This is a genomic window from Streptomyces sp. IBSBF 2435 (assembly GCF_036815005.1).
Lineage (GTDB): Bacteria > Actinomycetota > Actinomycetes > Streptomycetales > Streptomycetaceae > Actinacidiphila.
The window spans coordinates 1-12,958 of sequence record NZ_JAJSYW010000064.1 but is presented as its reverse complement, the minus strand read 5'-3'; the positions used below and the strand labels follow the sequence as shown (position 1 = coordinate 12,958).

The 12,958-nt window shown below is 72.6% G+C and carries 11 protein-coding genes and 1 pseudogene; 7 read left to right on the top strand and 5 right to left on the bottom strand.

Translation table 11 applies throughout. From position 1 onward, the window contains the following. Positions 1-35: 35 nt before the first annotated feature. Positions 36-911, top strand: a complete 876-nt coding sequence (locus V7E46_RS14975) for a LysR family transcriptional regulator (protein WP_333768873.1) — start codon at positions 36-38, stop codon at positions 909-911. Here V7E46_RS14975 and V7E46_RS14970 read toward each other — a convergent pair. Next, positions 896-1,951: an NAD(P)/FAD-dependent oxidoreductase gene (locus tag V7E46_RS14970; protein ID WP_333768891.1), complete on the bottom strand. Its 1,056-nt coding sequence runs from the start codon at positions 1,949-1,951 to the stop codon at positions 896-898. The two genes, V7E46_RS14975 and V7E46_RS14970, sit on opposite strands and share 16 nt — an antisense overlap. 180 nt (positions 1,952-2,131) lie before the next feature. Between V7E46_RS14970 and V7E46_RS14965 the strand changes: the two genes are divergently transcribed. Both V7E46_RS14965 and V7E46_RS14960 read left to right on the top strand, forming a co-directional pair. Continuing rightward, entirely contained in the window at positions 2,132-2,800 is a 669-nt protein-coding gene (locus V7E46_RS14965; RefSeq protein ID WP_333768872.1) for a helix-turn-helix domain-containing protein, read from the top strand. After that, on the top strand, positions 2,797-2,982 hold the full coding sequence (locus tag V7E46_RS14960) for a DUF6126 family protein (RefSeq protein ID WP_329171461.1): 186 nt from the start codon (positions 2,797-2,799) through the stop codon (positions 2,980-2,982). Before V7E46_RS14965 ends, V7E46_RS14960 begins: the two co-directional genes overlap by 4 nt. A 232-nt stretch (positions 2,983-3,214) precedes the next feature. Here V7E46_RS14960 and thrS read toward each other — a convergent pair whose 3' ends face one another. Continuing rightward, a complete protein-coding gene (gene thrS / locus V7E46_RS14955) occupies positions 3,215-4,447 on the bottom strand; it encodes a threonine--tRNA ligase (RefSeq protein ID WP_333768871.1) in 1,233 nt (410 codons plus the stop codon). A 313-nt stretch (positions 4,448-4,760) separates the two neighbouring features. Between thrS and V7E46_RS14950 the strand changes: the two genes are divergently transcribed. Then, positions 4,761-6,308: a Re/Si-specific NAD(P)(+) transhydrogenase subunit alpha gene (locus V7E46_RS14950; protein WP_333768870.1), complete on the top strand. Its 1,548-nt coding sequence runs from the start codon at positions 4,761-4,763 to the stop codon at positions 6,306-6,308. A gap of 6 nt (positions 6,309-6,314) precedes the next feature. Beyond that, positions 6,315-7,721: a Re/Si-specific NAD(P)(+) transhydrogenase subunit beta gene (pntB, locus tag V7E46_RS14945; RefSeq protein WP_333768868.1), complete on the top strand. Its 1,407-nt coding sequence runs from the start codon at positions 6,315-6,317 to the stop codon at positions 7,719-7,721. Positions 7,722-7,775: 54 nt separating this feature from the next. On the opposite strand, the gene V7E46_RS14940 is transcribed toward pntB, so the two are convergent. The 3 genes from V7E46_RS14940 to V7E46_RS14930 form a co-directional block, all read right to left on the bottom strand. Beyond that, positions 7,776-8,597: a slipin family protein gene (locus tag V7E46_RS14940; RefSeq protein ID WP_333768867.1), complete on the bottom strand. Its 822-nt coding sequence runs from the start codon at positions 8,595-8,597 to the stop codon at positions 7,776-7,778. Between the two features lie 127 nt (positions 8,598-8,724). Continuing rightward, positions 8,725-9,162 (bottom strand): MarR family winged helix-turn-helix transcriptional regulator, encoded by a 438-nt coding sequence (locus tag V7E46_RS14935; protein WP_329171470.1) that lies wholly within the window; start codon positions 9,160-9,162, stop codon positions 8,725-8,727. A 30-nt stretch (positions 9,163-9,192) separates the two neighbouring features. Beyond that, entirely contained in the window at positions 9,193-10,302 is a 1,110-nt protein-coding gene (locus tag V7E46_RS14930) for a PP2C family protein-serine/threonine phosphatase (protein WP_333768865.1), read from the bottom strand. 293 nt (positions 10,303-10,595) lie between these two features. On the opposite strand from V7E46_RS14930, the pseudogene V7E46_RS14925 reads away from it, so the two are divergent. Together V7E46_RS14925 and V7E46_RS14920 are read left to right on the top strand one after the other, a co-directional pair. Beyond that, positions 10,596-10,769, top strand: a pseudogene (locus V7E46_RS14925) (aldo/keto reductase); the annotation flags it as partial. 380 nt (positions 10,770-11,149) lie between these two features. Beyond that, the gene (locus tag V7E46_RS14920) at positions 11,150-12,892 is read left to right on the top strand and encodes a DUF7910 domain-containing protein (protein ID WP_333768864.1); all 1,743 of its coding nucleotides are present in this window, start codon (positions 11,150-11,152) and stop codon (positions 12,890-12,892) included. The last annotated feature ends 66 nt before the right edge of the window (positions 12,893-12,958 follow it).

Here is a 12,958-nt window from a genome sequence, read left to right as displayed (position 1 = left end):
AAAGCGGATGGATTCATCGACTAGGTTTCTCAATCATGGAACTGCGGCAACTCGAATACTTCGTCGCCGTCGCCGAGGAGCGGCACTTCACCCGGGCCGCTCAGCGGATGGTGGTGTCCCAGTCGGGGCTGTCGGCGTCGGTGCGCGCGCTGGAGCGGGAGCTGGGCGCCGCCCTCTTCACCCGGACCACCCGCAGCGTCGAACTGACCGGCGCGGGCCGGGCGCTGCTGGCCGAGGCGACCCGTACGCTGGCCGCCGCGCGGGCGGCGGGGGACGCCGTCGCGGCGGTGCAGGGGCTGCTGCGCGGCAGCCTCGCGGTGGGCACCGAGCAGTGCGTCAACGTCGACGTGGGCGCGCTGCTGGCCCGCTTCCGCGCCGAGCACGGCAATGTGGAGGTGCGGCTGCGGCAGGCGGGGTCGGCGGTGATGGCGCAGCACGTCGCCGACGGGCGGCTCGACCTCGCCTTCATCACACTGCCGGGGCCGCCGCCCGACGGGGTGCGGCTGCTGCCGCTGACCAGCGAGCCGATGGTGCTGCTGTGCGACCCCGGGCACCGGCTGGCGGGCGAACCGTACGCGGAATGGGGCCAGCTGGCGGACGAGACGTTCGTGGACTGGCACCAGGACTGGGGCGCCAGGCGGCTGACCGACCGCGCCTTCGCGGCGAGCGGCACCCCGCGCCGGATCGGCGTCGAGGTCTACGACGTGCACACCCTGATCGACATGGTGCGGCACGGGCTCGGCATCGCGGTGGTGCCGCAGCCGATCTCCCGCAAGGAGCAGGCCGCGCCGCTGGCGGTGGTGCCGCTCAAGGGGCGGCAGGACCAGAACTGGGAGGTCTCGGTCGCGCTGCCCTCGGACGGCCGGCACAGCCCGGCCGCCCGCGAGCTGCTGTCCTACCTGGGGCTGTGAGCGGTGGCAGGGCCGTCAAGGGCGCCGGCACCCGTGCGCGCCGTACGGGCCGCCGCCACCGCGCGCCGGGTGTCGGCGGCGACCAGGTCGGCGTTGATGGCCGCGCCCGCGCGTACTCCGGCGGCGGCCGCGCCGATCACCTGCTCGGCCAGACTGGCGACATTGCCGGCCACCCACACACCGGGCACGGCGGTGGCGCCGACCGGGTCCGCGGGGATGCGGGTGCCCATCACGTGGCCGCCCATCTCCTGCTCCTCGGCTTCGAGGCCGAGTCCCTCCAGGACGCCGCTGTTGGCGGTGAAGCGCGGGGCGACCGCCACGGCGTCGCAGGGGATCCGCCGGCCGCCGGCCAGCTCCACCCCGGTGAGCCGGCCGCCGTCGGCGACCAGCCGGGCGACCTCGCCGCCGACGACCGCGATGCCGCGGGCGGCCAGCTGCTCGTACGCCTCGGCGTCCGGCTCGGGCGCGGTGTGCAGGAAGAGGGTGATCCGGTCGCTCCACTGCCGCCACAGCAGCGCCTGGTGGACCGCGAAGGGTCCGGTGCCCAGGATGCCGACGGCCCGGTCGCGCACCTCCCAGCCGTGGCAGTACGGGCAGTGCAGCACGTCGCGGCCCCACCCGTCGGCGAGTCCCGGGACGGCGGGCAGGTCGTCGGTCAGGCCCGTGGTGACCAGCAGCCGGTCGGCCAGTACGGCGGCGCCGTCGGCCAGGGTGACGCGGAAGTCCCCTTCCGGGCGGCGCTCGGCCGATGCGACGGTGCCCGGGCGGATCCCACCGCCGTAGCCGGCGACCTCGGCGCGCCCGGCGGCGAGCAGGTCGGCGGGCGGCGTGCCCTCTCTGGCCAGATAGGTGTGGACGCCGGCCGCGGGGGCGTTGCGCGGGTGTCCCGCGTCGATCACCAGGACCGAGCGGCGGGCGCGGGCCAGGGTCGACGCCCCGGCCAGGCCCGCGGCTCCGCCGCCGACGACCACGACCTCGTAGCGCCCCTCGGGGCGGGCGGGCGCGGCGTGCGGGTGGATCTGCGGGTAGGGGTTCGTCATATCGTCTGCCTCCATGCCGCGATGATCGGCAGGTGCGGACCCCGGCGGCAAACCTCCTTGCCGGAACAGCAACACGGCCGCACGGCCGGTGCGCGTCGCCCGGCCGGCGCCGGGTCAGCATGATTTGCCTCTGGGGCAAAACTTTTGCCCCTCAGGCATGCACTGCTGTTCCATGGAGTCATGGCAGCCACCGACCACCGGCCCCCCGCAGCCTCCGGCGACGACCTGGCCCTGGCCCCGCAGCTGCGGGAGCTGCGGCGGGCGGCCGGGCTGACGCTGGAGAACGCGGCGAGCCGGGCCGGGCTGTCCGCGGCACACCTGTCGCGGCTGGAGTCCGGGCTGCGTCAGCCCTCGCTCCCGGTACTGCTCGGACTCGCCCGGATGTACGGGACCACCGTCTCGGACCTGCTCGGCGAGACCGGGGGCGAACCCGACCCCATCGTACGCGGCGGCGACGCGGCCGCGGTACCCGCCGGCGGCTGGACGTACTGGCGGGCCGGCGGCACCGGCCGGGCCATGCAGGCGCTGCGGCTGCACATCCCGCCCGGGTCGCAGCGCGCCCTGGTGCGGGTGCACCCCGGCGAGGAGTGGCTGTACGTCACCGGCGGCACGCTCGACCTGACCCTCGGCGAGCGCACCCACTCCCTCGCCCCCGGGGACTCCGCGCACTTCGACTCGCTGGTGCCGCACCAGCTGGCCGCCGCCGGGAGCGCGGGAGCCGATGTGCTGTTCGTGCACACGCTGATGCAGAGCGAGACGTCCGCGCTGTGCGTCGGCGCGCCGCCCCGTACCGCCGCCGCGCGGACCGCGGCGCACCATACCGTCACCCCACGAGGAGACCGGACATGACCGCCGACAGCGCCCCGCACGACCCCCGACCGCTCGCCCCGGCCGTCGTCCCGACCACCAACGGCACCGAGAAGCGCAAGCAGCGCGGGGTGATCACCCGGGTGCTGGTCTACGTGGTGGTCGCGCATCTGCTCGCGGCCTACCTCTTCTTCCTCTTCGAGGTCGCCGCCAAGCACAGCTGACGGCCCGCGGCCCCGGGGCCGCCGGGGCCGGGCGGTCTGCGGTCGTGGCCCGCGGGCAGCCGCCCGGGGCGGTCGGGCGGCGGCGCGGCCGGTGTCGTACGCGGGCGGGCAGGCGGGTGATGTCCGGGCAGATACCGGCGGAGGCCCGCGGCGCTCGGCGCTCCGGGCCGTGGCGCTCCATGGCGACACCCCGGGCTGACGGCCGGCCTCGCCCGGGGGCCGCGCCCGCGCCTTACCCCTCCCGGCCCTGGTCGTCCCACAGCTCGGCGCTGTGGGCGCGTACCAGGGCCGCGATGCGCTCCACCGCTGCCGCGGCCGGCAGCGGCCCCGGCCTGCGCCCGTCGCGCAGCCGCAGGGCCAGGTCGCCGGCGGCGGCCTCGCGGGGGCCGATCACGCCCTGGTAGGGGGCAAGGCGCGCGGCCCTGACCCGGGCGCCGAGGGTGCCCTGCGCCGGGTGGGCGATCTCGGCGCGCAGGCCGCGGCCGAGGCAGCGTTCCAGCAGCGCGGCGGCGTACGGCACCTCGTCCTCGGTGAGCGGCAGCAGGACCAGCTGGACCGGGGCCAGCCAGCCGGGGAAGGCGCCGCCGTGCTGCTCGACCAGGTGGGCGACCGCGCGCTCCACGCTGCCGACGATGCTGCGGTGCACCATCACCGGGCGGTGCTTCCCGCCGTCGGCGCCGACGTATTCCAGGCCGAACTGCTCGGGCTGGTGGAAGTCGACCTGGACGGTGGACAGGGTGCTCTCCCGCCCGGCGGCGTCGGCGACCTGGACGTCGATCTTGGGTCCGTAGAAGGCGGCCTCGCCCTCCTGCGCCTCGTACGCCAGGCCGGACGCGTCCAGCGCGTCGGTGAGCAGGGCGGCGGCCCGCCGCCAGCTGTCCGCGCCGCCGACGTACTTCCCGCCGGGCCCCGCCAGCGACAGGCGGTACCGCACGGGCACGATCCCCAGCGCCGCACAGGCGCGCCCGATCATCGCCAGCGCCGCCCGGGCCTCGTCGGCGACCTGGTCGAGGGTGCAGAAGATATGGGCGTCGTTGAGCTGGATCGCCCGCACCCGGGTCAGGCCGCCGAGCACCCCGGACAGCTCGGATCGGTACATCCCGCCGAGTTCGGCGATCCGCAGCGGGAGTTCGCGGTAGCTGTGGGCGCGGCGGCGGTAGATCAGCGCGTGGTGCGGGCACAGGCTGGGCCGCAGGACGAACTGCTCGCCGCCGAGGTCCATCGGCGGGAACATGTCGTCGCTGTAGTGGGACCAGTGCCCCGACACCTCGTACAGCTCCCGCTTGGCCAGCGCGGGTGAGTACACATGGCGGTAGCCGGCCCGGCGCTCCTCCTCGCGGATGTACTCCTCCAGCGCGTGCCGCACCGCCGCGCCGGCAGGCAGCCAGTAGGGCAGGCCCGCGCCGATCAGCGGGTCGGTGTCGAACAGGGACAGCTCGCGGCCGAGCCTGCGGTGGTCGTGCATCGTGGGTCTCCTCGCGGACAGCGGAGGCAGGTGACCACACGGCGAAGCCCCGGGGCACCCGCCCCGGGGCTTCGCTTACGGACATCGGTCAGCGCGCCGGGACGTACTCCGGCGTCGTCGTCTGTCCTTGGCGTCTCATACCGCGGACGCTAGCAGGGACGATGCGGGCCACGCAGGTGGTTTTCGGCCTGCCGGGAACGGCGGCGCGGGGACTGTGCCGGTTTCACCGGCGCACGCCCCGGCGAACTGCGGCTACCTTCCCGGTAGTCATTGCCTCATCCGAGGCGGACCGCCGACCAGAGAGGACCCATTGATGAGTCAGTCAGGGCAACGAGTGGGCGTCGTCGCCGAGTCACGGGCCGGGGAGACGCGGGTGGCGGCCACCGCCCTGACGGTCGCCCAGCTGCGTGGCCTCGGCTATCGGGTGGTGGTGGAGGCCGGCGCGGGACTGGGCGCGAGCCTGTCCGACGAGGCCTACCGGGAAGCCGGCGCCGAGACCGGGAGCCGGCCCGAGGTGTGGGGATCCGATGTCGTCCTGGCGGTCAACGCGCCCTCCGCGGAGGAGATCGCGCTGCTGTCCGACGGTTCGACGCTGATCTCGCTGCTCGGCCCCGCGCACAACCCCGACCTGCTCGACGCGCTCGCGCGGCGGCCGGTGACGGCGCTCGCGATGGACGCGGTTCCGCGGATCTCCCGCGCGCAGTCCCTCGATGTGCTCAGTTCGATGGCCAACATCGCCGGTTACCGCGCCGTCGTGGAGGCGGCGCACACCTTCGGGCGGTTCTTCACCGGCCAGGTCACCGCGGCCGGCAAGGTGCCGCCGGCCAAGGTGCTGGTCGTGGGCGCCGGGGTGGCCGGCCTCGCCGCGATCGGCGCGGCCGGAAGCCTGGGGGCGATCGTCCGGGCGACGGACCCGCGCCCTGAGGTCGCCGACCAGGTCAAGTCGCTGGGCGGGGAATACCTGTCGGTGGAGTCGGCCGAGGTGGAGGTGAGCGCGACCGGCTACGCCAAGGAGATGTCGGACGACTACAGCGCCCGCGCCGCCGCGCTGTACGTGGAGCAGGCCCCCGAGGTGGACATCATCATCACCACCGCCCTGATCCCGGGCAGGGCCGCCCCGCTGCTGATCACCGAGGAGATGGTGGCGAGCATGCGGCCGGGCAGCGTGATCGTGGACATGGCCGCGGCGCAGGGCGGCAATGTGGCGGGCACGGTCGCCGGCGAGGTGGTCGTCACCGCCAACCAGGTGTCGATCATCGGCTACACCGATCTGGCGTCCCGGCTGCCGGCCCAGGCCTCGCAGCTGTACGGCACCAACCTGGTGAATCTTCTCAAGCTGCTGACCCCGGCCAAGGACGGGCAGCTGACGCTGGACTTCGACGACGTGGTGCAGCGCTCGGTCACGGTGGTGCGGGACGGTGCGAAAACCTGGCCGCCGCCGCCGGTCCAGGTGTCGGCCGCGCAGGCCGCACCCGCGGCCCCGGCCGCGCCCGCCCCCTCGCCCCGCAAGGCGGCCTCGCCCGGCCGTACGTACGCGCTGGTGGGCCTGGGCGCCGCGGTGCTGTTCCTGGTGACGGCCTTCGCGCCCGAGCAGCTGATCGGCAATCTGACGGTCTTCGTGCTGGCGATCGTCATCGGCTACTACGTGATCGGCCATGTCCACCACGCCCTGCACACCCCGCTGATGTCGGTGACCAACGCGATCTCCGGGATCATCGTGGTCGGCGCGCTGCTGCAGATCGGGCACGCGCACACCGCGGTGACGGTGCTGTCCTTCGTGGCGGTGCTGCTGGCGTCCATCAACATCTTCGGCGGCTTCGCCGTGACCCGGCGCATGCTCAGCATGTTCGCGAAGGACTGAGCGGCCATGAGTGCATCGACTGCCGCCCAGGCGGCCTACGTTGTCGCCGCCCTGCTGTTCATCCTCAGCCTCGCCGGGCTGTCCCGGCACGAGACGTCACGCTCCGGTGTGGTCTACGGCGTCGCCGGCATGGCCATCGCATTGGCGGCGACCATCGGTCTGGCGTCCCGCAGCATCGCGGCGACCGGGATCGGTCTGCTGGTGGCGGCCATGGTCATCGGCGCCGGGATCGGCCTGTGGCGGGCCCGCCGGGTGGAGATGACCGGCATGCCGGAACTCATCGCGATACTGCACAGCTTCGTCGGCCTGGCCGCGGTGCTGGTCGGCTGGAACGGCTACCTCGACGTGGAGGCCAAGGGCTCGGCTCAGCACGAGATCGCCGCCGACCTGCTGCGCATCCACCATGCCGAGGTCTTCATCGGCGTCTTCATCGGGGCGGTGACCTTCACCGGGTCGGTCATCGCCTTCCTCAAGCTGTCGGCGCGGATCAAGTCGAGCCCGCTGATGCTGCCCGGCCGCAATCTGATCAACCTCGGCGGCCTCGCCGCCTTCGTCGGGCTGACCGTCGCCTTCGTCGTGTCGCCGCATCTGTGGCTGCTGGTCGCAGTGACCGCGGTGGCGCTGGCGCTCGGCCTGCACCTGGTGGCGTCGATCGGCGGCGGCGACATGCCGGTGGTCGTGTCGATGCTGAACAGCTACTCGGGGTGGGCGGCGGCCGCGTCGGGCTTCCTGCTCGACAACAACCTGCTGATCGTGACCGGCGCGCTGGTCGGCTCCTCGGGCGCGTACCTGTCGTACATCATGTGCACCGCGATGAACCGGTCCTTCCTGTCGGTGATCGCGGGCGGCTTCGGCGTCGAGACCGGTCCGGCCGACACCACCGAATACGGCGACCACCGGGAGATCAGCGCCGAGGACACCGCCAGGCTGCTGCGGGACGCCACATCGGTGGTCATCACCCCCGGTTACGGCATGGCGGTGGCGCAGGCGCAGTATCCGGTGGCGGACCTGACCCGCCGGCTGCGGGAGCGCGGGGTGGACGTACGGTTCGGCATCCACCCGGTCGCGGGCCGGCTGCCGGGCCACATGAACGTACTGCTGGCCGAGGCGAAGGTGCCCTACGACATCGTGCTGGAGATGGACGAGATCAACGACGATCTCGCCGCGACCACGGTGGTGCTGGTCATCGGTGCGAACGACACGGTCAATCCGGCCGCGATCGACGACCCGGGCAGCCCGATCGCCGGCATGCCGGTACTGCGGGTGTGGGAGGCGGAGAACGTCGTCGTCTTCAAGCGGTCGATGAACCCCGGTTACGCCGGGGTGCAGAACCCGCTGTTCTTCCGCGAGAACAGCCAGATGCTCTTCGGCGACGCGAAGGAACGGGTGGAGGACATCCTGCGGGCCCTGTGAACGGGTCCCGCCCGCGGGCGGCGGCGATTCCGCCGCCCGCGGGGGGCGTCGCCCTCACTCCCCCGGGTTGATCTGCGGCGGGGGCGTCTCCTCGCGCGGGGCGTCCACCGCCCGGGGTTCGGCCATGGGGTCGATCCGGGGCGCGGAGGCGTCCGGGTCGGGGGTGTGGCCGCTCTGGTCCTCGACGAACCGGGTCACGGCCCTGGCGCTGTCGAGGAGCTGGGCCGGGAAGACGATGGTGCTGTTCTTCTCCGCGGCGATCTCGGCCAGGATCTGCAGATTCCGCAGCTGCAGGGCGACCGGGTGGTCGGCGATGACATCGGCGGCCTCGGCGAGCCGTCCGGCGCTCAGCGCCTCGCCCTCGGCCGCGATGATCTTCGCGCGCTTCTCCCGCTCGGCCTCCGCCTGCCGGGCCATCGCCCGCTGCATGGACGTCGGCAGCTCGATGTCCTTGAGCTCGACCAGGAAGACCTGCACGCCCCACTGCTGGGTGATGCTGTCCAGGATCTCGCGGATCGCCAGGTTGAGCGTCTGGGTGTCGGTGAGCACCTGGTCGAGCATCGAGCGGCCGACGATGTTGCGGACCGTGGTCTGGGCGATCTGGCCGACCGCCTGGGAGACGTTCTCGATCTCCACGATCGCCTTCACCGCGTCGACCCGGCGGAAGTACGCCACCGCGGCCACCCCGATCGACACATTGTCCTGGGTGATCACCTGCTGTGACGGCACCGGCATCGTGACCGTCCGCAGGCTCACCTTCGACATCCGGTCGGAGAGCGGGATCATGAAGTGGAAACCGGGCTTGCGCACCCCGCGCAGCCGCCCGAGCCGGAAGACCACTCCGCGCTCGTACTGCCGCACTACGGCGATTCCCATATTCGGCATGGCATGTGCCTCCCGATATCGGCTCACTACCAGCATCCCTCGCAATGCGCCCGGCCGCGCGATCCGGGGCGTCTCGGCCGGGCGCACGCGTCGGAAGGCCTCCGGCGGCCGGGCGCCGTCAGATGCTCTGGGCGAGGCGCTCGATCAGCGGCTCGGCGGCCATCAGCTGCTCCAGCTCGGCACGGGTGAAGCGGGTGGCGAGGGCGTCGGCGAGTTTCTGGGTCCTGGCATTGCGCCGGTTGCGGAGCATTTCCAGGCCGTCAGGGGTGACCGAGAGGACCACCCGGCGGCCGTCGTCCGGGTCGGAGCGGCGTTCGACCAGGCCGCGGGCCTCCAGCCGGCCGAGGGTGGCGCCCATCGACTGCGGGCTGATCTGCTCCTGCTTGGCCAGAGCGCTGGACGTGGCGGGGCCGCCCCGGTCCAGCCGGGACAGGGCCGAGGTCTCGGGCAGCGTCAGCTCGCCGTCCAGCTGCACCTGCCGCACCCGCCGGACCAGCAGCCGCAGGCTGGAGATCAGGGTTTCCGCGGCCCGGCCGACATCAAGATCCTCGGTCATACCGCCAGAGTAACTGCTAAGGAAGCCTTATCATACGGTGGTGCCGTCGCCGGTCCCCACCCGTACGGCCAGCGCCGCGATGTCGTCGTCCAGGCCTCCCCCGCTGAAGTCCAGCAGCTGGTCGTGCAGCAGGTCCAGCAGCCGGCGCGGCCCTACCGCGTCCTGCCCGCGCAGCCAGCCCAGCAGCGGGAAGAAGGCGCCCGACCGGTCACGGGTCTCGGTGACGCCGTCGGTGTAGAGCAGCAGTTGGTCGCCGGGGGCAAGCGGCACGGCGTCGAGCGTGTAGTCGCCGCCGATCAGCCCCGCCATGTTCAGCGGCGGGGAGGCGGCGGACGGCTCCAGCGCGCGGATGTCCGTGCCCCGCATCAGGATCGGCGCCGGGTGGCCGCAGTTGACCAGGGCCGCCTCGCCGCCGCCGTACGGGATCTGGGCCAGCAGGGCGGTGGCGAACCGCTCGGCGGACTCCGCGGAGGGGAAGGCGGTTCCGTAGCGGACCAGGCTGGTGTCCAGCCGTCGGGCGAGCGCGACGAGGTCGGGCTCGTCGTGGGCGGCCTCGCGGAAGGAGTTGACCACCGCGCCGGCCACCCCGACCGCGGACAGCCCCTTGCCGCGGACGTCGCCGATCAGCAGCCGCAGGCCGTAGGGGGTGTCGACCGCCTCGTAGAGGTCGCCGCCGATCCTGGCCTGCGCGGCGGCGGCGACGTACAGCGTCTCGATGGCCATCCCGCCGAGCCGGCGCGGGATCGGCCGCAGCACCACCGACTGGGCGGCGTCCGCGACCGAGCGGAGCTGGAGCAGTGCGCGTTCGCGCTGCAGCCGGATGTGGCTGGCGTAGCCGGCCGCCGCGGTGACGGCGACGATGGCGCCGCCGGTGAAGTACGCGGCCGACTGGTGGTAGAGCAGTTCGATGGCGACCACCACGACCAGGGCGAGCACCCCGAGGCCCACCGTCGCGCCGACCGACCACATCGACGCGGCCAGCGCGGGCGCGGCGGGCAGCAGCCGGCTGATCGCGAAGCTCCTGGGCGTGGCGAGGGCGACCACGCCGAGCACGACGGTCAGCACGATCGGCGACATGGAGGCGCGGGCCGCCCGGCGGGTGGCCGCGCGGCGGCGCCTGAGCTGCTCGGTCGTCGTCACATCACCGAGCGTATCGGGGCGAACCGGAAATTCGGCGCTGGCGCAGGACTCCGCCGCCGCGCTTTGACCGGATACCCGACCGACTCCCGGCGGCGGCGCATCGTTCCCGTTTCCGCTGTGACAATTGCCTGCTCGGCGGGGCATTCCCGGGTCGTGGCCTCCCACGCGATACTCCGGTCTCCGCAACGAGAGGAAAACGATCATCCATGGCCTCACGGACCATCACCGCCGCGGCAGCCGGAACCTGGCAGCTGGGCGATCTGACGGTGAACCGTATCGGCTTCGGCGCACGCGCGCAGGTCCGGCTGGCCTGGACGCTCCAGCAGGGTCCGCACGTGCTGGCCATCCCGGGCACCGGGGACCCGGACCACCTCGCGGAGAACGTGGCGGCCGGCGCGCTGCGGCTCACCGACGAGGAGATGGCACTGCTGAACGCCGCCCGACCCACCGGGTCCGACAAGTCGTGAATGAACTCATCCGATCTTTTGCCGTCATTGCGCAGGGTGCAATGACGGCAACCGTCCGGCGAATGCAGCCCTTTGCGGACAATTCGCTTATCTGGTCTGGACCCTTGACGGAATGTTTGTTTCAGCAGTTGAATCCCTGCGTACTTGAAACCGCGCTTTCGGAAGTGCTCAGCGTGGTGCGTGTCATGGGACTGCGCGCACCTCCCCCCACCGCAAGTCAGCCCGAAACAAGCGGATTCCACCGCGGCCGTGACGCGATCTGTCACAGCCGCGAGCGGGGCACTGGGTTCACCTGTTGAAGTTTTGAGCAGCAGGTTCCGTGCGCTCAGTCCACCGTCGCGCCCGGCCCACACGCCGTGCGCCGCCGTTCGGAGACAGCCATGGCAGTTTCGCGTCGTACGTTCATCGGCACCACAGCGGGCGGGGCCGTCGCCGCGGCCCTGGGCACGCTGGGCGCCGCCCGTACCGCATCGGCCGCGCCCGCCGCCAGCGGGCCGGGCGATGTGGTCGGCAAGATCACCGTCGGATACCAGGGCTGGTTCGCCTGCATCGGCGACGGCGCCCCCATCAACACCTGGTGGCACTGGAGCCAGAACGCGGGCCAGGCGCCGTCGCCGTCCAACAACGTCATCAAGGCGTGGCCGGATATGCGCGAGTACACCAGGACCTACCAGACCGCGTACCCCAACCTGAACAACGGGCAGCCGGCCGCGCTGTTCTCGTCGTACGACCAGCAGACCGTCGACACCCACTTCCTGTGGATGCAGCAGAACAACATCGACACCGCCGCCCTCCAGCGCTTCAACCCCAACAGCCCCGAGGGACCGACCCGGGACGCGATGGCGGCGAAGGTGCGCAGCGCCTCGGAGTCGCACGGCCGGAAGTTCTACGTGATGTACGACGTCTCCGGCTGGACGACCATGCAGTCGGAGATCAAGGCCGACTGGACCAGCAAGATGAAGGCGCACACCGCCTCGTCGGCGTACGCCACCCAGAACGGCAAGCCGGTGGTGTGCATCTGGGGCTTCGGCTTCAACGACAACAACCACCCCTTCAGCGCCGCCGCGTGCCTGGACGTCATCAACTGGTTCAAGTCGCAGGGCTGTTACGTCATCGGCGGGGTGCCGCGCGAGTGGCGTACCGGCACCGGCGGCTCGCGGGCCGGCTACGCGGACGTCTACCACGCGCTGAACATGATCTCGCCCTGGATGGTCGGGGCGATCGGGAACGCGGGCGACTCCGACAACGCCTACACCGCCTATACCGTGCCCGACCAGGCGGACTGCAACGCGCACGGCGTCGACTACCAGCCGTGCGTGCTGCCGGGCGATGTGTCGGGCCGCCAGCGGGCGCACGGCGACTTCATGTGGCGGCAGTTCTACAACGTCTGCCGGGCCGGGGTGCAGGGCATCTACATCTCGATGTTCGACGAGTACGGCGAGGGCAACCAGATCGCCAAGACCGCGGAGACCGCGGCCTCCGTACCGGCCGGCTCGGGGCTGTGGGCGCTGGACGAGGACGGTACGGCCTGCTCGTCGGACTACTACCTGCGGCTGACCGGCGACGGCGGCCGGATGCTCAAGGGGCAGCTCGCGCTCACCGCCACCCGCCCCACCCAGCCGACCGTCGGCTCGTCCACCGNCGGCCGGATGCTCAAGGGGCAGCTCGCGCTCACCGCCACCCGCCCCACCCAGCCGACCGTCGGCTCGTCCACCGGCGGCGGCCCCGGCACGGTGGTGAGCTTCCGGGCGCGGGCCAACAACCAGTACGTGACGGCGGACAACGGCGGCGCCTCCCCGCTGATCGCCAACCGGACCGCGATCGGGCCGTGGGAGCAGTTCGACATGATCGACCAGGGCGGCGGCAATGTCGCGCTGCGCGCCCACGCCAACAGCCTCATCGTCAGCGCCGACAACTCCGGGGCGTCCCCGCTGATCGCCGCCCGCACCGCGGTGGGCAGCTGGGAGACCTTCCAGCTCGTCCGCAACTCCAACGGCACCGTGAGCCTCAAGGCGCAGATCAACGGGCTCTACGTCACCGCGGAGAACGCCGGCGCGGCCGCGCTGATCGCCAACAGGGCCGCCATCGGCGGCTGGGAGCAGTTCGACCTGATCACCGGCTGAGTCCTCCTCCCGCCGCGTCCCGCCGGGCGCGGGAGCGGGCGGGAGGCGGCGGGCGGGTCACCCGGG